16 protein-coding genes are annotated in these 19,245 nt (G+C 63.3%); 4 read left to right on the top strand and 12 right to left on the bottom strand.

The genetic code is table 11. The features are described 5' to 3' along the window. Window positions 1–14 precede the first annotated feature (14 nt). Together IFT80_RS14090 and purL are read right to left on the bottom strand one after the other, a co-directional pair. Window positions 15–326 (bottom strand): Nif3-like dinuclear metal center hexameric protein, encoded by a 312-nt coding sequence (locus tag IFT80_RS14090; protein WP_122475694.1) that lies wholly within the window; start codon window positions 324–326, stop codon window positions 15–17. A 19-nt stretch (window positions 327–345) separates the two neighbouring features. After that, window positions 346–4,245: a phosphoribosylformylglycinamidine synthase gene (purL, locus tag IFT80_RS14085; RefSeq protein ID WP_192137757.1), complete on the bottom strand. Its 3,900-nt coding sequence runs from the start codon at window positions 4,243–4,245 to the stop codon at window positions 346–348. A 208-nt stretch (window positions 4,246–4,453) separates the two neighbouring features. Here purL and mltF point away from each other — a divergent pair, with 208 nt between their 5' ends. After that, window positions 4,454–5,914 carry a membrane-bound lytic murein transglycosylase MltF gene (mltF, locus tag IFT80_RS14080; RefSeq protein WP_192058649.1) on the top strand — a complete coding sequence of 487 codons (1,461 nt, stop codon included), beginning with the start codon at window positions 4,454–4,456 and terminating at the stop codon, window positions 5,912–5,914. Between the two features lie 73 nt (window positions 5,915–5,987). On the opposite strand, the gene tadA is transcribed toward mltF, so the two are convergent. The 3 genes from tadA to IFT80_RS14065 all read right to left on the bottom strand — a co-directional run bounded on the left by tadA (window position 5,988) and on the right by IFT80_RS14065 (window position 10,609). Further along, window positions 5,988–6,470 carry a tRNA adenosine(34) deaminase TadA gene (gene tadA / locus IFT80_RS14075; protein WP_206757920.1) on the bottom strand — a complete coding sequence of 161 codons (483 nt, stop codon included), beginning with the start codon at window positions 6,468–6,470 and terminating at the stop codon, window positions 5,988–5,990. A 3-nt stretch (window positions 6,471–6,473) separates the two neighbouring features. Continuing rightward, a complete protein-coding gene (locus tag IFT80_RS14070; RefSeq protein ID WP_192058648.1) occupies window positions 6,474–7,847 on the bottom strand; it encodes a multicopper oxidase family protein in 1,374 nt (457 codons plus the stop codon). A 167-nt stretch (window positions 7,848–8,014) separates the two neighbouring features. After that, window positions 8,015–10,609 (bottom strand): membrane-targeted effector domain-containing toxin, encoded by a 2,595-nt coding sequence (locus tag IFT80_RS14065; RefSeq protein WP_342214341.1) that lies wholly within the window; start codon window positions 10,607–10,609, stop codon window positions 8,015–8,017. A gap of 168 nt (window positions 10,610–10,777) precedes the next feature. On the opposite strand from IFT80_RS14065, the gene IFT80_RS14060 reads away from it, so the two are divergent. Next, the gene (locus IFT80_RS14060; protein ID WP_122475122.1) at window positions 10,778–11,149 is read left to right on the top strand and encodes a PH domain-containing protein; all 372 of its coding nucleotides are present in this window, start codon (window positions 10,778–10,780) and stop codon (window positions 11,147–11,149) included. Between the two features lie 70 nt (window positions 11,150–11,219). Here the strand turns inward: IFT80_RS14060 and IFT80_RS14055 are convergent, their stop codons facing one another. From IFT80_RS14055 to IFT80_RS14030, 6 genes are all read right to left on the bottom strand, one after another. Continuing rightward, window positions 11,220–11,639, bottom strand: a complete 420-nt coding sequence (locus IFT80_RS14055; RefSeq protein ID WP_192137755.1) for a type II toxin-antitoxin system VapC family toxin — start codon at window positions 11,637–11,639, stop codon at window positions 11,220–11,222. Next, entirely contained in the window at window positions 11,636–11,890 is a 255-nt protein-coding gene (locus IFT80_RS21725; RefSeq protein WP_185795045.1) for a FitA-like ribbon-helix-helix domain-containing protein, read from the bottom strand. The genes IFT80_RS14055 and IFT80_RS21725 overlap by 4 nt, the downstream gene beginning before the upstream one ends. 253 nt (window positions 11,891–12,143) lie before the next feature. Beyond that, window positions 12,144–13,721 carry a glutamine-hydrolyzing GMP synthase gene (gene guaA / locus IFT80_RS14045; protein ID WP_185795040.1) on the bottom strand — a complete coding sequence of 526 codons (1,578 nt, stop codon included), beginning with the start codon at window positions 13,719–13,721 and terminating at the stop codon, window positions 12,144–12,146. A 116-nt stretch (window positions 13,722–13,837) separates the two neighbouring features. Beyond that, entirely contained in the window at window positions 13,838–15,307 is a 1,470-nt protein-coding gene (gene guaB, locus IFT80_RS14040; protein ID WP_122475125.1) for an IMP dehydrogenase, read from the bottom strand. 83 nt (window positions 15,308–15,390) lie between these two features. After that, a complete protein-coding gene (locus IFT80_RS14035; RefSeq protein WP_122475127.1) occupies window positions 15,391–15,948 on the bottom strand; it encodes a sugar ABC transporter ATPase in 558 nt (185 codons plus the stop codon). A gap of 53 nt (window positions 15,949–16,001) precedes the next feature. Then, window positions 16,002–16,745 (bottom strand): sulfite exporter TauE/SafE family protein, encoded by a 744-nt coding sequence (locus tag IFT80_RS14030; protein WP_192137754.1) that lies wholly within the window; start codon window positions 16,743–16,745, stop codon window positions 16,002–16,004. 280 nt (window positions 16,746–17,025) lie between these two features. On the opposite strand from IFT80_RS14030, the gene yaaA reads away from it, so the two are divergent. Then, window positions 17,026–17,805: a peroxide stress protein YaaA gene (gene yaaA / locus IFT80_RS14025; protein ID WP_192102606.1), complete on the top strand. Its 780-nt coding sequence runs from the start codon at window positions 17,026–17,028 to the stop codon at window positions 17,803–17,805. Window positions 17,806–17,883: 78 nt separating this feature from the next. Continuing rightward, window positions 17,884–18,348, top strand: coding sequence for a multidrug transporter (locus IFT80_RS14020; protein WP_122475130.1), 465 nt, complete (start codon window positions 17,884–17,886; stop codon window positions 18,346–18,348). Window positions 18,349–18,379: 31 nt separating this feature from the next. On the opposite strand, the gene IFT80_RS14015 is transcribed toward IFT80_RS14020, so the two are convergent. Beyond that, a complete protein-coding gene (locus tag IFT80_RS14015) occupies window positions 18,380–19,240 on the bottom strand; it encodes an efflux RND transporter periplasmic adaptor subunit (RefSeq protein WP_192137753.1) in 861 nt (286 codons plus the stop codon). Window positions 19,241–19,245: the final 5 nt, after the last annotated feature.

Below are 19,245 nucleotides of genomic sequence, written 5' to 3'. Positions count from 1 at the left end.
GGGAACGTGGCGACTCACAGATCGTGCAGTCGCCACACTTCGAAGGCAGGGGTTTCATACGGGTGGGCCAGGCGCAATGCCTGGACCACCGGTTCGATGAGTGAATCGGCCACTACCAGCTCGACCTTCCACTCTTCGACCTTTTCCAGTGTATCGGCCTGACCCAGAAATGGCTGGCTGCCATCACAGGGCCGAAACTGACCGTGCCCCAACACCTGCCATGCGCAGTTGTCGTAAGCACCGATGCGACCGCCACCGGCGGCGAATACGGCGCTCTTGACGGCTTCGACATGGCTGTCGGGAACGAAGAAGGCCAGTTTGAACATCTGCTGGTTCACCGACCTGTCAGTTCACCCACACGCGGGCATTGCGGAACATGCGCATCCAGGCGCCGTCCTCGTTCCACTCCTCAGGCTTCCAGGAGTTCTGCACAGCACGGAATACCCGCTCCGGGTGCGGCATCATGATGGTCACGCGGCCGTCGCGGCTGGTCAATCCGGTGATCCCGCGCGGCGAGCCGTTCGGGTTGGCCGGGTACTGCTCGGTGACCTTGCCGTGGTTGTCGACGAAGCGCAGCGCCACGCAGCCCGACACATCGGCTTGCACCAAGGCGTCCGCGGTGGCGAATTCGGCATGACCCTCACCGTGGGCGATGGCGATCGGCATGCGCGAACCGGCCATGCCCTGCAGGAAGATCGAGTTGGACTCCTGCACCTGGACCATGGCAACCCGCGCCTCGAACTGCTCGGACCGGTTGCGCACGAAGTGCGGCCAGAACTCGCTGCCTGGAATCAACTCGTGCAGATTGGACATCATCTGGCAGCCGTTGCACACGCCGAGGGTGAAGCTGTCGCTGCGCTCGAAGTACTGCTGGAAGGCATCACGGGCACGGGCGTTGAACAGTGCCGACTTGGCCCACCCTTCACCGGCACCCAGGACGTCGCCGTAGGAGAAACCGCCACAGGCGACCAGTCCCTTGAACTCGTTCAGGTCGACACGTCCGGCGAGGATGTCGCTCATGTGCACGTCGATGGCATTGAAGCCGGCGCGGTCGAAGGCCGCAGCCATTTCGACCTGGCCGTTGACGCCCTGCTCGCGCAGCACGGCCACCTGTGGGCGTACGTTTTTCTTGATGTACGGGGCGGCGATGTCTTCGTTGACGTCGAAGCTGAGGTTGAAGCTCAGCCCTGGATTGTCTTCTTCGAGCAGCGCGTCGAACTCCTGATCGGCACCGGCAGCGTTGTCACGCAGACGCTGGATCTGGTAGCTGGTCTCGGCCCACTGGCGTTGCAGCAGGCGGCGTTCGCCGCTGAACAACACGTCGTCGTGGTAGCGAATGTTCACCGCGCCGTTGTTGATCGGCTGGCCGACCACCGCCACGCAGTCGTTGCCCAGGCCAGCGGCGCTGAACTGCGCGAGGATCATCGGCGTAGCGTCCTGACGCACCTGGATGAGCGCGCCCAGTTCCTCGTTGAACAGCACAGCCGCGATTTCCTCGCGGCTGTGCGCCACGGTGGCCAGTTGCAGGTTGAGACCGCAGTGACCGGCGAAGGCCATTTCCACCGTGCTGGCCAGCAGGCCACCGTCGGAACGGTCATGGTAGGCCAGCAAGTGGCCGTCGGCGTTGAGGCCCTGGATCACGGCGAAGAACGCCTTGAGGTCCTCGGCATCGTCGACGTCCGGCGCGCGGCTGGCCAACTTGCCGTGTGCCTGGGCCAGGATCGAGGCGCCCATGCGGTTCTGGCCACGCCCCAGGTCGATGAGGATCAGGTCGGTTTCACCCTTGTCCATGCGCAGTTGCGGAGTCAGGGTCTTGCGAATGTCGACCACGGGCGCGAAGCCGGTGATGATCAGCGACATCGGCGAGGTCACGCTCTTGTCGGTGCCCTCTTCGCTCCACTGGGTCTTCATGGACATGGAGTCCTTGCCGACCGGAATGGTGATGCCCAGCTCGGGGCACAGCTGCATGCCAACCGCTTGCACGGCATCGTACAGACGCGCGTCTTCGCCCGGATGGCCAGCAGCGGACATCCAGTTGGCGGACAGCTTGATGTCGGAGATTTTCGCGATGCTGGACGCGGCGATGTTGGTCAGGGTTTCACCGACCGCCATGCGTGCCGAAGCCGGGGCGTCGAGCAGCGCCAGCGGCGTGCGTTCGCCCATGGCCATGGCCTCGCCGCTGTAGACGTCGAAGCTGGTGGCGGTGACGGCGACATCGGCCACCGGTACCTGCCACGGGCCGACCATCTGGTCGCGTGCCACCAGGCCGGTGATGGTGCGGTCGCCAATGGTGATCAGAAAGCTCTTGCTGGCCACCGCAGGGTGATGCAGGACGCGTTCGATGCAGTCGGCCAGGTCCAGCTGGGCCGGATCGAAGTCATCGCCCAGCTCCTGCTCGCGCACGGCACTGCGGTGCATGCGCGGCGCCTTGCCCAGCAGCACTTCGAGCGGCATGTCGACCGGGTTGTTGCCGAAGTGGCTGTCGGTGACGGTCAATTGCGGCTCGGCAGTGGCCTCGCCGACGACGGCGAACGGGCAGCGCTCGCGCTCGCAGATGGCCTGGAAACGCTCGAAGTCGGCGGCGTCCACGGCCAGCACGTAGCGTTCCTGGGATTCGTTGCTCCAGATTTCCAGCGGGGCCATGCCCGGCTCGTCGTTGGGCACGTTGCGCAGCTCGAAGCGGCCGCCACGGCCACCGTCGTTGACCAGTTCGGGGAATGCGTTGGACAGGCCGCCCGCACCTACGTCGTGGATGAAGCTGATGGGATTCCTGTCGCCCAGCTGCCAGCAACGGTCGATGACTTCCTGGCAGCGACGCTCCATCTCCGGGTTTTCGCGCTGTACCGAAGCGAAGTCCAGGTCCGCCGAGCTGGTGCCGGTGGCCATGGAGGAAGCAGCGCCGCCGCCCAGGCCGATGAGCATGGCAGGACCACCGAGCACGATCAGTTTGGAACCGACGGTGATCTCGCCTTTCTGCACGTGTTCGGCGCGGATGTTGCCCATCCCGCCGGCGAGCATGATCGGCTTGTGGTAGCCGCGCACTTCTTCACCGTGGGGGGTGTCGATGCGCTGCTCGAACGTGCGGAAATAGCCAGTCAGGGCCGGGCGACCGAATTCGTTGTTGAACGCCGCGCCGCCCAGCGGGCCGTCGATCATGATGTCCAGCGCGGTGACGATGCGCTCGGGCTTGCCGTAGGGTTTTTCCCACGGCTGTTCGAAACCGGGAATGTTCAGGTTGGACACGGTGAAACCGGTCAGGCCAGCCTTGGGCTTGGCGCCGCGGCCGGTCGCGCCTTCATCGCGGATCTCGCCGCCGGAGCCGGTGGAGGCGCCCGGAAAGGGCGCGATCGCCGTCGGGTGGTTATGGGTTTCCACCTTCATCAGGATGTGCACCGGCTCCTGCACCGCGCCGTACTGGCGGGTTTCAGGGTTCGGGAAGAAACGCCCGGCGACGCTGCCGACGATGACCGAAGCGTTGTCCTTGTAGGCTGACAGCACGCCTTCGCTGTGCATCTGATAGGTGTTCTTGATCATGCCGAACAGGCTTTTTTCCTGGCTCTGACCGTCGATGTCCCAACTGGCGTTGAATATCTTGTGGCGGCAGTGCTCGGAGTTGGCCTGGGCGAACATCATCAGCTCGATGTCGTGCGGATTGCGCGCCAGCCCCTGGAAGCTGCTGACCAGGTAGTCGATTTCGTCTTCGGCCAGGGCCAGGCCCAGCTCGACGTTGGCCCGTTCCAGCGCGGCACGACCGCCACCCAGGATATCCACGGCGGTGAGTGGCTTGGGTTCGGCGTGACGGAACAAGCCGGCGGCGTCTTCCAGACGGGCCAGCACCACCTGGGTCATGCGATCGTGCAGGACGGCACCGATCAGCTCGGCTTCGGCTTCGCTGAAATCACCAGACACATAAAAGGCAATGCCGCGCTCCAGACGCTGAATCTGGGTCAGGCCGCAGTTGTGCGCGATATCGCTGGCCTTGCTCGACCACGGCGAAATCGTACCGAAGCGCGGCAGCACCAGGAACAGCCGCCCGGTGGGCTCCTGAACGGGAACGCTGGGACCGTACTTGAGCAGACGGGCAAGGACTTGCCGGTCGTCGCTGGCCAGCTCGCCTTCGACTTCGGCGAAGTGGGCGAATTCAGCATACAGGCCAGTAACAGCGGGGACCTTCTGGCTCAGTTGCTCGAGTAATTTACCGTGGCGAAAGGCAGAAAGGGCAGGAGCGCCGCGCAGGATCAACATCGTCGGGACAGCCTCGAAAGGGGGTGTGCTTGGAGGCCGTGCATTCTAGCCTAAACCATTCACCTAGGCACCCGACGGATGGAAAAACAGCGCGATCGTTCGTCAGATCCCTTGCCGGGGGCCGGCAAGAGGTTGCGCTGCGCTCTACCAGACTCCTTCGCCTGCTGTCGAGATATGGCTCGAGCGACCGTTTGCGTATACTGCACCCATGCTCACCCAGACCGTCTTACGCTCGCGCTGCGCCAAATGGCTCTTCGCAACCGGACTTCTCCTGCTGCTCAGTGGCTGCGTTGATAAACCCAGCACACTCGAACGGATCAAGGAGGACGGCGTGCTGCGCGTCATAACCCGCAACAGCCCGGCCACCTACTTCCAGGATCGCAACGGCGAAACCGGCTTCGAGTACGAGCTGGTCAAGCGTTTCGCCGATGACCTGGGCGTGAAACTCCAGATCGAAACCGCCGACAACCTCGACGACATCTTCGCCGGCCTGAGCCAGCCCCAGGGCCCGGTGCTGGCGGCTGCGGGGCTGGTCACCAGCGAGGCGCGGGAACAACAGGCGCGCTTCTCGCACCCCTATCTGGAGGTCACGCCGCAGGTCATCTATCGCAACGGCCAGAACCGCCCCACCGATGCCGCCGAGCTGGTGGGCAAGAAGATCATGGTGCTCAAGGGCAGCAGCCACGCCGAGCAACTGGCCAAATTGAAGCTGCAGTACCCGGCGCTCGAGTACGAAGAGTCCGACGCGGTGGAGGTGGTGGATCTGCTGCGCATGGTCGACGAGGGGCAGATCGACCTGACTCTGGTCGATTCCAACGAAGTGGCCATGAACCAGGTGTACTTCCCCAACGTGCGGGTCGCCTTCGACCTGGGCGATGGCCGCGACCAGCGCTGGGCCGTTGCCGGGGGCGAAGACAACAGCCTGCTGAACGAGGTCAACGGCTTCATCGACAAGGTCAAGGGCAACGGCACCCTGCAGCGCCTCAAAGACCGCTACTACGGCCATGTCGATGTGCTCGGCTACGTCGGCGCCTACACCTTCGCCCAGCACCTGCAACAGCGCCTGCCCAAGTTCGAGAAAACCTTCCAGGCCTCGGCCAAGCAGGAGAAGGTCGACTGGCGGCTGCTGGCCGCCATCGGTTATCAAGAGTCCATGTGGCAGGCCAGCGTGACCTCCAAGACCGGGGTGCGGGGCCTGATGATGCTGACCCAGAACACTGCCCAGGCCATGGGCGTGAGCAACCGCCTGGACCCCAAGCAGAGCATCAATGGCGGCGCCAAGTACTTCGCCTATGTCAAGGATCAGCTCGACGCCGGCATTCAGGAACCCGACCGGACCTGGTTCGCCCTGGCGGCCTACAACGTGGGCAGTGGCCACCTCGACGACGCGCGCAAGCTGGCAGAAGGTGAAGGGCTGAACCCGAACAAGTGGCTGGATGTGAAGAAGATGCTGCCGCGCCTGGCGCAGAAGAAGTGGTACAGCAAGACCCGCTACGGCTATGCCCGCGGCGGCGAGCCAGTGCACTTCGTGGCCAACATCCGCCGCTACTACGACATCCTCACCTGGGTGACCCAGCCACAGCTCGAAGGCAGCCAGGTCGCCGATGGCAATCTGCACGTGCCTGGTGTGGACCAAACTAAGCCCTCACAGCAGACGCCGCCGCTCTAAGAGCACCCGAGTGATCCTGTGGGAGCGGGCTCTGCCCGCGAAAAGGCCCTCGGCAGCACTCCCTCCTTCAATCTCAGCCCTTCGCCCGACGCGCCCTGAAAAATTCGCTCAATATCGCCCCGCACTCTTCAGCCAACACGCCACCCTCCACCACCAACCGATGGTTCAGGAAGCCTTGGCTGAAAAACTGCCCCTGACTCTGCACCACGCCCGCCTTGGGTTCGAGCGCGCCGAACACCACCCGGGCGATGCGCGCATGGACGATCAGCCCGGCGCACATGCTGCAAGGCTCCAGGGTGACGTACAGGGTGCTGCCCGGCAGGCGATAGTTGTGCACGGACTGCGCGGCGTTGCGGATGGCCACCATCTCGGCATGGGCACTGGGGTCGCTGCCACTGATGGGGCAGTTGAAGCCGCGGCCGACGATTTCGCCGTCCTGCACCACGACTGCGCCCACAGGCACTTCGCCCAGCGCCGCACCCTGAGCGGCCAGCTCTAGCGCCTGGGCCATGAAAAACCGATCGCGGCTGCGATCAATGATCTTGGGTTGTTTCAACGTTCAGGAAACCTCTATTGCCGCCATGAGTCCGGTTTCCATGTGATCGATCACATGGCAATGGAACATCCAGATACCAGGATTATCCGCCACCAGCGCCACCTGGGCACGCTCGTTCTTTCCCAGCAAGAACGTATCGGTGAAATAAGGAATGATCTTGCGCCTGTTGGAGGCAATCACCTTGAAACTCATGCCGTGCAGGTGGATAGGATGCTGGTACTGAGTCATGTTCTTCAACTCCAGCACGTAGCTCTTGCCCAACTGCAGCTTGGCAATGGGGCGGTCGGCGCAGGTCTTGTCGGTGATGTCCCAGGCGATGCCGTTGATCTGCCACAGGCTGGGCGGCTTGCCCTCGGTCGTATCCGACACCTCGCCGACCCATTCGAAGTTGAAATTGAGCTTCTCGGCATTGGCCAGGTCCGGCTCGGCGATCGGATTGGGCGGTAACGCCGGCGGCCAATCGGTCGGCGCCGCCTCGGTTGGCACCGAGCGCAGCGTGCCCAGGCGAACCGAACCGTCACGTACGGCGATCTCTTCACCGGCAGGTGGCATCTTGACTGCAAGGCAAACCCGCATGCCGGGGCCCATCCAGTAATCCTTGCCGAACGCGCGCGGTTCGATGGGGTTGCCGTCCAGTGCATACAGGCGCATATCGGCATTGCCACGGAAGTTCAGGCGATAGGTGGCTGTGTTGTCCAGGTTGAGAATGCGCACCCTGACGACTTGACCCGCCGGCAGATCGACCGTCGCCCGATGTACCCCGTTGATCGTCGACAGCCGGCCCAGGGTGCCGTTGCGCGCCGCTTCGCGGGGGATGCTGAACGGCAGGAACGCGCCCTCCTCGTCCACGTGCCAGTTCTTCAGGTTGAGCACCGCTTCATGCGCGAAGCCGGTGGGGTCGCGCTCCTCGACGATCAACGGCCCGACCAGGCCGCGGCCCAGTTCCTCGCTGCTGGCCACGTGCGGGTGATACCAGTAGCTGCCGGCGTCCGGCACACGAAACCGGTAGTCGAAGTATTCACCGGGCTTGACCGGCAACTGCGACACGTAGGGCACGCCGTCCATGTCCAGCGGCAGGCGAATGCCATGCCAGTGGATGGTGGTTTCCACCGGCAGCTGGTTGATGAAGCGCACCCGCAGCCATTCGCCCTGGCGCACCCGCAGCTCACGCCCGGGTGCCGAACCACCGAAGGCCCAGGCCGGGGTCTGATGACCTGCCACCAACTCGACATCCAGCGGCGCGGCAATCAGCTGATAGTCCACGCCGGCCTGGTCCACAGGCGTACCCAACCAATAACGGGCAGCGCCCCCGGCACCCACGCCGACCGCGACAACGCCCGCCAGGCCACCGAGGAATCGTCGACGAGTGAAAGACATGGCTATGGGCACCTGCGTGATGAACGTGAAAGGCCGACACCATACACCTGCAATTGAGAAAGATTAAGACTTGCGCCGCCGCGCGGTTGGGTGTCGGACAAATCGCATGCACCGCCGACGCGGCTTGCGCCGCTGCTACAGGGGCACATGATGTCTGGCCCTGTACGTCATGGCCTGATCACGCCGGGTGGGGCCAGGGACGGATCCAGGTAGGTGAACGGCGCTTCGCGTACGGTCAGCGCCAAGCGCCAGTCCGCTTTGACCACCCCGTCGCCGCGGCCCATCGACGGCAGGTAGTACTCGCCGGGGTCCAGGGTGATGTTGGTCTGCTGGCCGGCACCGGCATCGACGATGCGCAGTGCTGTCACGTCGTGCAGTTGCGCCAGACCTGGAACACCCTTGTAGGTGGACGCGTGAGTGTCACCGACCAAGGCGATCCATTTGCCCCGGCCGGGCAATGCGGTGCGTGCTGCAATGACGCGACTGGCGTGGTAGCTGAACACCCGCTGGCGCAGCGTCTGGCCGGCGCCGTAGAGGTCGTCCATGCCATCGAGTCGATAGCTGGCCGCGCAATCCAGGGCGCGCACCTGGATACCCTCGCGCCGCGCAGCCTGCACCAGCGTGGTGAAGTTGTACTGTCGAGCCGGATCGGTACGATGGCCAAGATCCTGATCGCGCAGATAGTCCTGCAGCCCACTGGGCAGCCGGCCATCACTGGCCACCTGGTTCAGATCGGCCTGATGCAGATCGGTCATCAAGTGCTCCATGTACAGCGTGTCGACACCGTCGCCGGCCAGCGCCCGCATGTTCTCGATCAGGAAACGCTTGCTGGCGATAGCCTGATGAGACTCACCGATGACCAGTGCCCCGGATTCGTCCAACAGTCGGCGCACGGCGGTATAGGGCGGCAGCGAAGCATCGGGCACAGGCAACGGCGATCTGCCGGGCGAGCGCCACTCGGCGATGAATGCGTTGGCGTCCTCGATCAGTTGAACACGCAGCTTGTTGAGGCTGTCGAGCACCGGATTGAGCGGCGTGTAGGGGTCGAAGTATTCACCGGAGAGCATCTTGCGAAACTGGTCGCCCAACAGCTCGCCGGTGGCAGCGCGAGCCACCAGCGGTACTTCGTAGCGAGTCGCCGAAACCTCGAACTGCACGTAGCTCACCGGTGGCGGTTCAAGTTCCATTTGCCGTGACACGCTCAGGCAGCCGCCACCGCCCCGCAGGCAACCGGTCGGCATCAGTTCCCATTGCAATTGGTCGTTGAAACGCACCGGGTAATTACCGGTGAAGGCATAGGGGCGCTGCGGATCGACGATCAACCAGTAACGCAGGCTGGGGTCGTAGCGCACGCGATACAGATCGCCGTGCAAGCGGATCATCTGCTCCCCCTCGACTGCCAGCAGCCCTTCGGCACTGGGCAGCAAAGGCGTCAGCGCGGACACCTGAGGTCGCGACTGCAGTGGCTGCAGTTCGGCGCTCTGCGGGGCTCGCTGGGGAATTAGCAGGGTCATGTTCAGCAGCAACTCGATACCGCTGAATATCGATGCATACAAGGCGGCGCGACGGTCCGTGGCGTCACCCGCATTCACCGCACGTTCCACATTGAGGGCGAATTTACCGGCACTCGCCACTACCACGATCAATGCGATCGGCCAGCTGACCATGGCTGCCGCGCCGAACAAGTGCACGCCTGCACCCAGATAACCGATCCACAACTGCTGGCGCAACTCGCTGTTGCTGTGCAACTGCAGGTTGGCCTCGGCCAGCATCTGCTCGCGGGTTTGCCCTTGCAGCCAGTGCGCCGCATCGGCTGCGATGGATGGCCAGGACACCTTTGCTGCGAACAGCGCCAGCGGCTTCTTCGCCAGCAGCGCCAGGCTGCGCGTACGCGCCAATGCAGCCGCCGGCTCCAGCAGCCTGCCGTGGTCGAGCAAGCGCTCCCGGCGCTGCACGTCCTGCAGCTGCTGGTGCAACCATGCCTGCGCCGCTTTCACATCGGCGAACACTTCAAACGCCTTGTCGCGACCGGCCAGGTACAACAGACGCTCGCCCCCGCTGGCCTTGAAACACAACACACTGGCGAACCCGTGGCCGGCAATCTGCAGCGTGCTGACCGTAACGCCGTGGCTCGGCGGATGGCTACCGGTCAAGTCGGCCAAGGTCGGTGCCATGGCGTACTCGCAACCCAGACCGTCGAACACACATTGCACCTGTTGGCGCATCATGGCCCCGGCCTGAGCTGCATCCACGGCGGCGCGCAGGCAGTTGATGCGGATCAGCGTCTGCACCCCTGGCCCATTGTCGGTCCAGAACGTCGCCAGCGCTTGGCGATAGGCCGCCGCGAAATCGATGTGCCATAACGCGTTGAGTACCTTGTCGGGCGCCAGTCTTACCTCGTTGCGCTCATCGAACCAGCCTGCCCGCGCATCGCCCGTGTAGAACCCGCCCATGACATGCAGCAAGTCGGCATTATCCTGGTCGCTCGCTCGGAACCGCCGCATCACCAGTTCGGTAAACGTCATCGTTTCACTGGGCGGGCCCATGTGCGCGTAGCCACTGAAGGAGCGATGGCTGGACTGCGCATTGTCGAAGCGATGCCAGTAAAAGGCGTCGGGGTGGGTGTCGATGGCCATGGAGGCGAGCAGTTGGGTGGCGGTGGCGACAGCCATTTGGTGCAGATCCGGCACTTGTTGTGTGACCTGCCGTGCGATGCCTGCGAGCACATCGCCTAATTGCGTATTGGGAAGTACATCAGTCATATCAAAGGGATCGGTTTCTGAAGGAGCTGCGAGTGTGGCAAGTGCCCTGGACCCTCCTGGCCTACATATTTGGCCTCACCATTCAGGCACCTCACTACGACCCGACACACTTGCTGCCACCGTCATCAAGGTAAACTCTGGCCACCCCTATATAAAGGACTCCAGGCCATGATCGACTTCAACAACAAAGGCTTCTTCAAACTCAAGCAAAACGCCGAATACGCCGAACGCGTCACCGCCCTGCTGCTGGATGACGAGCAGGTGGTCGACGCCTACAAGTCGATGCGCGACGGCGTGGTGTTCACCAACAAACGGATCATCGCGGTGAACGTGCAGGGCTTGACCGGCAGCAAGAAGGACTTCACCTCCCTGCCCTACAAGAACATCGTGGCGTACTCGATCGAAACGTCGGGCACGTTCGATCTGGATTCGGAGCTGGAGGTGTATTTTTCGGCGCTGGGGAAGGTGCGCTTCGAGTTCTCGGGGAAGACGTCGATGGTGGAGATTTCGCGGCTGATTGCGGGGCATGTGTTGAAGTGAGCTGATTGGTCATCGACCACGGCGCCCTACGTTTTTCCTGTCATTTCGTGGCTTCGCAGCAAGGCTTGCTCTATAGCTCCCAAGGATTGATGACCGCCAGAACTGCAGCCCGGAACGGGTGAGTATCGCGAGTGGCGACAATGAATCCATTGGCAAGAGCGACCGCAGCGATGCAGGCATCGGCAGCCTCGATCCCACTACCGGCCTTGCGCGCCTTGGCCAGCACCTCGGCGTAAGCCTGCGTGCAGGCCAGATCAAAAGGCAAAACGCGCCCAACGAACATGGGCAGCACCTGCTTTTCCAGACTTTCGTGCAGCGTCGAACGGCGTCGCCCAACCGGCATCAACGCTATACCTGCACGTAGCTCAGCCACGGTCATGGCGGACAGGTAAAGCGTTTCCAATGCCTGCTCGTCGATCCATTGAATAACGCACGCCGCAGGCGAATGGCGTAGAGGCTCGGAAATCACATTGGTATCGAGCAGGATCATTCAAAGCTCGCTGCGCGGGCGGGGGCTTTATCGCGCGCGCTTTCGAAGGCAGCGAACTCCTCATCCGTCAGCTTGACCTTGCGGCCGGTCTGGGCCAGCAGCGAGCCCAGCTTGACCCGACCTTCCGGCCTCACCGCAGACTCGAGAATGTCGCGCATCTCGGCTTCGATGCTGCGGCCATGTTGAGCAGCCCGCACACGGATAGCACGGTGCACCTCATCGGAAACATTTCGAACGGTAACAGATGGCATCTTTCATACCCCTTAGCTGCTGCGATTGCTTGCACTTTAGCAATCTGCAAGCAATGGGACAACTGATGGCATTTCGTTCTTCTGATGATCCCGCTGGAATCGACGCCTGCGGTGGTATCTCCCGAACAGCCCACTCTCAGCTGCAGCATAGAAAGAGCTGAAAAAATCTGAACCCAAAAACCAAAAAGCCCGCAATTACGCGGGCTCCAGGGCATTTCTTACCAACGAGTGCCGGAAGATACCGGACGCCCCATCACTCCCACTCAATCGTAGCCGGCGGCTTGCTCGACACGTCGTAGGTCACCCGCGAAATGCCTTCGATCTCGTTGATGATGCGGCCGCTCACCGTTTCCAGCAGCTCGTACGGCAGGTGCGCCCAACGAGCGGTCATGAAGTCGATGGTTTCCACGGCGCGCAGGGCGACGACCCAGGCGTAGCGACGGCCGTCGCCGACGACGCCGACCGATTTGACCGGCTGGAACACCACGAACGCCTGGCTGACCTTGTGGTACCAGTCGGCCTTGCGCAGTTCTTCGATGAAGATGTGGTCGGCGCGACGCAGCAGGTCGGCGTATTCCTTCTTCACTTCACCCAGGATGCGCACGCCCAGGCCTGGGCCGGGGAATGGATGGCGGTAGACCATGTCGTACGGCAGGCCCAGTTCCAGGCCCAGACGGCGGACTTCGTCCTTGAACAGCTCACGCAGTGGCTCGACCAGCTTGAGGTTCATCTCCTCGGGCAGGCCGCCGACGTTGTGGTGGGACTTGATCACGTGGGCCTTGCCGCTCTTGGCACCGGCCGACTCGATCACGTCAGGGTAGATGGTGCCTTGGGCCAGGTACTTGATGTTGTCCAGCTTGCACGATTCGGCGTCGAACACGTCGATGAAGGTGCGGCCGATGATCTTGCGCTTCTTCTCCGGGTCGGCTTCGCCGGCCAGGTTGTCGAGGAACTGGTCTTCGGCGTTGGCACGGATCACCTTGACGCCCATGTTCTCGGCGAACATGGCCATGACCTGCTCGCCTTCGTGCAGGCGCAGCAGGCCGTTGTCGACGAACACGCAGGTCAGCTGATCGCCGATGGCCTTGTGCAGCAGGGCCGCGACCACCGAGGAGTCGACGCCGCCGGACAGGCCCAGCAGGACGTTGTCGGTACCCACCTGGGCGCGGACCTGGGCGATGGCGTCTTCGGCGATCTTCGACGGGGTCCACAGTGCTTCGCAGCCGCAGATGTCGATGATGAAGCGCGACAGAATGCGCTCGCCCTGCTTGGTGTGGGTCACTTCCGGGTGGAACTGCACGCCGTAGTAGTGGCGGTCGTCGTCGAACATGCCGGCGATCGGGCAGCTCGGGGTGCTGGCCAGCACATTGAAGCCCTGGGGAATCTCGGTGACCTTGTCGCCGTGGCTCATCCACACGTCCAGGCCGAACACGCCATCGGCGTCGATGTGGTCTTCGATGCCTTCCAGGATGCGGCTCTTGCCGACCACGTCGACCCGGGCGTAGCCGAACTCGCGCATATCGGAGCCAGCCACCTTGCCACCCAATTGCTCGGCCATGGTCTGCATGCCGTAGCAGATGCCGAAGACCGGCACGCCCAGGTCGAACACCGCCTGCGGGCAGCGCGGGCTGTCGGCTTCGTGGACCGACTCGGGCCCGCCGGCGAGGATGACGCCGCGCGGGGCGAATTGGCGAATCGCTTCATCGTCCATGTCGAACGGGTGCAGCTCGCAGTACACGCCGATTTCGCGCACGCGGCGGGCGATCAGCTGGGTGTACTGGGAACCGAAATCGAGGATCAGGATACGGTGGGCGTGAATGTCGAGGGCCATGACTCATTCTCGTCAGATGTATTCGGAAACAACACGGGGCTGTAGTGAACAGCCCCGCTGGATTGAATTTCCGTCTGCCGCCGGGTGTGCACCGGGCGGCAGGCGGACTACCGGGGTCAGCCCACGCGGTAGTTGGGCGCTTCCTTGGTGATCTGCACGTCGTGGACGTGGGATTCAGCCATGCCGGCGCCGGTGATGCGGACGAACTCGGGCTTGGTGCGCATTTCCTGGATGTCGGCGCTGCCGGTGTAACCCATGGAAGAACGCAGGCCACCCATCAACTGATGGATGATCGCCGACAGGCCGCCCTTGTAGGCAACGCGGCCTTCGATACCCTCGGGCACGAGCTTCTCGGCACCGGCCGAGGAGTCCTGGAAGTAGCGGTCCGATGAGCCCTGGGCCTGGGACATGGCGCCCAGCGAGCCCATGCCGCGGTAGGCCTTGTAGGAGCGACCCTGGAACAGTTCGATTTCGCCTGGCGCCTCTTCGGTACCGGCGAACATCGAGCCCATCATCACGCAGTAGGCGCCAGCGACGATGGCCTTGGACAGGTCACCGGAGAAGCGGATGCCGCCGTCGGCGATCAACGGCACGCCGGTGCCTTCCAGGGCTGCGGCGACGTTGGCGATGGCGCTGATCTGCGGCACGCCGACCCCGGCAACGATACGGGTGGTGCAGATGGAGCCTGGGCCGATACCGACCTTGACGGCATCAGCGCCCGCTTCGGCCAGGGCCTTGGCGGCTTCGCCAGTGGCGATGTTGCCGCCGATGACCTGCACGTCGGGGAAGTTCTGCTTGACCCAGCGCACACGGTCGATCACGCCTTTGGAGTGACCGTGGGCAGTATCGACCACGACCACGTCGACGCCGGCTGCAACCAGGGCGCTGACGCGCTCACCGGTGTCCTTGCCGGTGCCCACGGCCGCGCCGACGCGCAGACGACCCTGGTCATCCTTGCTCGCCAGCGGGTAGGCCTTGGCCTTCTCGATGTCCTTGACGGTCATCATGCCTTTGAGATGGAACTCGGCGTCGACGATCAGGACCTTTTCGATGCGGTGCTTGTGCAGCAGGTCGCGGACCAGGTCCTTGTCGGCCCCTTCGCGGACGGTGACCAGACGCTCTTTGGGCGTCATCACTTCGCGGACGGGGATTTCCAGGCGGTTTTCGAAGCGCACGTCGCGCGAGGTGACGATGCCCACCAGGTTGCCGTCGTGCAGCACCGGCACGCCGGAGATGTTGTGCAGCGAGGTCAGTTCGAACAGGTCGCGAACGGTGGCATCAGCCTCGATGGTGATCGGGTCCTTGACCACGCCGGCCTCGAACTTCTTGACCTTGCGCACTTCGGCAGCCTGCTGCTCGATGGTCATGTTCTTGTGGATGATCCCGATGCCGCCTTCCTGAGCCATGGCAATGGCGAGGCGGGCTTCGGTCACGGTGTCCATCGCCGCGGAGATCAGCGGGATGTTCAACTCGATGCCGCGGGTCAAACGGGTCTTGAGGCTGACTTCATTGGGCAGTACTTCGGAATAACCGGGCACTAGAAGAATGTCGTCGAAGGTCAGGGCTTCTTGGCTGATACGCAGCATGCGGGGGCTCCCGAGCGGGAAAATGGAAGCGCGCCATTATACCCACACATGCCCCTACAAGAAAGGCAAAGATGGCCTGGCGGTCAATTGTCCTGGAACTTTACCAGCACCTGCGCAATCGGCTGGTCGAGCCAATCGGCGAATTCGGCGATGAACTCCGCCTTGAAGGGGGTCTGGCCCCAATTATTGAAGATGAAACCCAGATTGGAGAAGGCGCAGGGCTGCAGGAACAGAAAACCATTGATGTCATCTTCATGGCCGCACAGCGGGCAAGTGAAGTTGTCGGTCAGGCCGGGCATCCATTCCTCGAGGCTGTCGAACAGCGCTTCACCCACTTCCTGACGGCATTCGGGGCAGCCGGCCTCGTGCAGAAAACCGTCCACGGGCGTGAAAATGCAGCGATCGGTGACCACTTCCAGCCCGTTGACCGTTTGTCCGTAGGGCAGCACCTCAGGGTTTTCGACGACCTGGCGCGCGCCCGGGCCGATGGCGTAGGCCATGCGGTTGCCGCTGCGGCCACAGGTGCTCAGCTGTTCTTCGACGATGTTCTTGCGTACCAGCCAGCGCAGGATTGCCCGCGCACGCGGCTCGTGCACCGGCAGGGTGGAGAGGCGCGGAACGAGAATGTTCTGAGTGTTCATGCAAGGGCCCGACAGTACGCAAAAGCGGCAGGATAGTCCCCTGCGCGTGCAGGTCAAGGGTTGAAATAGCGGTACAGCAACGCCAGGCCGCTGGCCAGCACCAGCCAGGTCACCAGCCGCACGAACGCTTCGCGGGACATGCGCAGGGTCAATCGTCGTCCGATCAACAGGCCTGCTGCCATGGCTGGGAGCAGGCAGGCGGCAGTCAGCAGCAGCTGGGTGTCGGCGTAGACCCCGGCGATGATGAACAGGGTCAGGCGCACGATCGTGCTGCAACTGATCAGCGCGCTTTGCGTGGCCCGCACCTGCTGTTTGTCGTCCAGCCGCGCGCCCAGATAGATCGCATACAGAAACCCGCCGCTGCCGAACAAGGCCCCGAACAGCCCGCCGATGGTGCCCATCGGTACGGACCACCAGGGCGACAACCGTGCGGGTCGCGCCGTGGTCAGCAGCATGTACAGGGCGTAGCCGGTGATGAACATACCCATCAGCAGCAACAGCAGGTCGGATTTCAGGTTGAGCAGAAAGACCACGCCCAGGGTGCAGCCCAGCGCCATGAACGGCAGCAGGCGTCTGAGCTCCACGCCCACCACCGACTGCCGGGCAGGAAGCAGATTGCCGAAGGCAGCGATGAAATCGAGTACGACCAACAGCGGGATGAGCGTGGCCAGCGGCATGAAGTGGATGAGTACCGGGCCTGCAACCAGCGCCGTGCCGAAGCCGGCAATGCCGAAGACGATGTAGGCGGCGGCGATTGCCAGAAGCATGATGCTCCAGTCGATGAGTGCGTAGTCCATGCGCGGATTTCCTTTTTCCGGGCACTGTGGGGGAGTGGGATCGATGGCGTCAATACGGTTGGGGGTGGGTGGTGTGCCAGAGGGTTCGCGGTGTTGCCGGACGCGGCGTGCGCCGCTGCTACAGAGGAGCGCCGTACCAACGGCACAAGCGATCTCCTGTAGCAGCGGCGCGAGCCGCGTCCGGGGTCGCTGCGGTCCATCTGGATGCACCCACGCTTAATGGTGGACGCGCTCCGGGCACTGCTCCAGAATTTGCCCACGCTCACAGGAGAACCTCTGCATGCTGATGGTGATATCCCCCGCCAAGACCCTCGACTTCGATACCCCGCCGGTCATCCAGCGCCACACCCAGCCTGAATTTCTCGACCACTCCCAGGTGCTGATCGAACAACTGCGCGAGCTCAGCCCCGCGCAGATCGCCGAGCTCATGCATCTTTCCGACAAGCTGGCCGGCCTCAACGCTGCACGCTTCGGCAGCTGGACACCCGACTTCACGCCAGCCAACGCCAAGCAGGCGTTGCTCGCCTTCAAGGGCGACGTCTACACCGGACTGGACGCGACCACCTTGGACAAAGCGGGTTTCGACTACGCGCAGAAACATCTGCGCATGCTGTCGGGCCTCTATGGCCTGCTGCGGCCACTGGACCTGATGCAACCGTACCGACTGGAGATGGGCACAAAGCTGGTCAACGCGCGCGGCAAGGACCTCTATGCGTTCTGGGGCGAGCGCATCAGCCAATGGCTCAACCAGGCCCTGGCCGAACAAGGCGACGACGTGCTGTTCAACCTGGCGTCGAACGAGTATTTCTCGGCGGTCAAGCGCAAGGCTTTGCAGGCGCGCCTGATCACTGCCGACTTCAAGGACCTGAAGAATGGCCAGTACAAGATCATCAGCTTCTATGCCAAGAAAGCCCGCGGCATGATGGCGCGTTTCGTGATCGACGAAAAACTCCACGACCCCCTGCAGCTCAAGGGTTTCGACCGCCAGGGCTATCGCTACAGCGCCGAGCAGTCACGGCCCGACCACCTGGTGTTCCTGCGCGATCACCCGGATGATTGACCTGGCGTGGGTGCGCCTGCCACTGACACGCCAACGTTCTGTACGATACCTCTCTCTTCCCAACCAAGGCTGGCAGTCATGTTAATCGGCATCTTTCTGGTCATCACCTGGATCGTCTTGCTGGTCCGCTACCCGTCCAAGGCGCTGCCGATCTCCGGTGCTGCCCTGTTCAGCCTGGCGTTGCTCTCGCTGTGGGTCATCTGGAGCGACACCCGCGAAGCCCACCGCCTGGCACGCCTGGAAATGCGCATCACCTACGATCCGCAGGGCTGTCCGGGCGACCGTCCGCTGCGCCTGAACCTGAACAACGGCAACAACGTACCGATGCAGGAACTGCAGTGGCAGATAGCTGCCTACGCGCCCGGCCAGACCGCCAACCTGGCCGAAAACCTCTACACCGCACCTCGCTACCGCGGCCCTGGTGAACTGCAGGCCGGTGCCGACTGGCAGGACTGCCTGCCGCTGCCGCCACTGCGCCCCGGCTATCGCCCGCAGACCCTGGAATTTCGCGCCGAACGCTTGCAGGGCAGTTTTTCCCAATAAGCACCGGTAATGGCGAACGCTTGCGCAGTGGTCACGGCAGTGCGGGCGTGACGATCACCGTGCAGGTCGTGCCAGCTGCCAGCAGCATGCCTTCGGGCACCTTGTCCAGCTGGATGCGCACCGGCACTCGCTGCGCCAGGCGAACCCAGTTGAAGGTCGGATTGACGTCGGCGGTCAGCTCGCGGCTCTGCGGGTTGTCGCGGTCATAGATGCCGCGCGAGATGCTGTCCACATGACCCTTGAGGGTCTCGCCGCTCATCATCTGCAACTGCGCCGCGTCGCCGACATGCACATGGGGCAGCTTGGTTTCTTCGAAATAGCCGTAGACCCAGAACGAATGTTCATCGACCACGGCCAGCTTGGCCTCGCCCACCCGCGCGTAGTCACCGACATGCACGTTGAGGTTGGTGACGTAGCCATCCACCGTGGCCAGCACACGGGTGCGGTCCAGGTCCAGCTGCGCGGCCTCGAGGCGCGCCTCGGCCTGTTGATAGTCGGCCAGCGCCGAGGCGGCGACGTTGCTGGCGTCCTCGCGACTTTCCCTGGAGATCACCAGTTCATCGAGGTCAGCACGACGGCTGGCATTGACCTTGCGCATGTCCCAGGCGGCCTTGCGCGACGCCACCAGCGCCTGCGCCTGCTTGACCGCCAAGCGGTAGTGCGCCGGATCGATCTGCAGCAGCACGTCGCCCTTGCGCACACGCTGGTTGTCGCGCACCGGCACCGCCGTGACGTAGCCCGACACATCGGCGGCGACATTGACGATGTCCGCGCGCACGCGTCCGTCGCGGGTCCAGGGTGTTTGCATGTAGTGCACCCACAACTGGCGACCGATGAAGATCGCCAGTGCCAGCACCAGCAGGGTCGCCAACAGGCTGAAAAACTTTTTCATTGCGC

This window comes from Pseudomonas sp. CFBP 8771, assembly GCF_014841695.1.
In the GTDB taxonomy this organism is placed as follows: domain Bacteria; phylum Pseudomonadota; class Gammaproteobacteria; order Pseudomonadales; family Pseudomonadaceae; genus Aquipseudomonas; species Aquipseudomonas baltica.
This window is presented reverse-complemented; position numbering and strand designations above follow the sequence as displayed.

Excerpts from the sequence above, each read along its gene's own strand:
- IFT80_RS14055 (WP_192137755.1), bottom strand. The coding sequence starts at position 11,639 with ATGATCCTGCTCGATACCAATGTGATTTCCGAGCCTCTACGCCATTCG.
- IFT80_RS14065 (WP_342214341.1), bottom strand. The coding sequence starts at position 10,609 with ATGACTGATGTACTTCCCAATACGCAATTAGGCGATGTGCTCGCAGGC.
- IFT80_RS21725 (WP_185795045.1), bottom strand. The coding sequence starts at position 11,890 with ATGCCATCTGTTACCGTTCGAAATGTTTCCGATGAGGTGCACCGTGCT.
- IFT80_RS14030 (WP_192137754.1), bottom strand. The coding sequence starts at position 16,745 with ATGGACTACGCACTCATCGACTGGAGCATCATGCTTCTGGCAATCGCC.
- yaaA (WP_192102606.1), top strand. The coding sequence starts at position 17,026 with ATGCTGATGGTGATATCCCCCGCCAAGACCCTCGACTTCGATACCCCG.
- IFT80_RS14060 (WP_122475122.1), top strand. The coding sequence starts at position 10,778 with ATGATCGACTTCAACAACAAAGGCTTCTTCAAACTCAAGCAAAACGCC.
- guaB (WP_122475125.1), bottom strand. The coding sequence starts at position 15,307 with ATGCTGCGTATCAGCCAAGAAGCCCTGACCTTCGACGACATTCTTCTA.
- guaA (WP_185795040.1), bottom strand. The coding sequence starts at position 13,721 with ATGGCCCTCGACATTCACGCCCACCGTATCCTGATCCTCGATTTCGGT.
- purL (WP_192137757.1), bottom strand. The coding sequence starts at position 4,245 with ATGTTGATCCTGCGCGGCGCTCCTGCCCTTTCTGCCTTTCGCCACGGT.
- IFT80_RS14070 (WP_192058648.1), bottom strand. The coding sequence starts at position 7,847 with ATGTCTTTCACTCGTCGACGATTCCTCGGTGGCCTGGCGGGCGTTGTC.
- IFT80_RS14020 (WP_122475130.1), top strand. The coding sequence starts at position 17,884 with ATGTTAATCGGCATCTTTCTGGTCATCACCTGGATCGTCTTGCTGGTC.
- mltF (WP_192058649.1), top strand. The coding sequence starts at position 4,454 with ATGCTCACCCAGACCGTCTTACGCTCGCGCTGCGCCAAATGGCTCTTC.
- IFT80_RS14035 (WP_122475127.1), bottom strand. The coding sequence starts at position 15,948 with ATGAACACTCAGAACATTCTCGTTCCGCGCCTCTCCACCCTGCCGGTG.
- IFT80_RS14015 (WP_192137753.1), bottom strand. The coding sequence starts at position 19,240 with ATGAAAAAGTTTTTCAGCCTGTTGGCGACCCTGCTGGTGCTGGCACTG.
- IFT80_RS14090 (WP_122475694.1), bottom strand. The coding sequence starts at position 326 with ATGTTCAAACTGGCCTTCTTCGTTCCCGACAGCCATGTCGAAGCCGTC.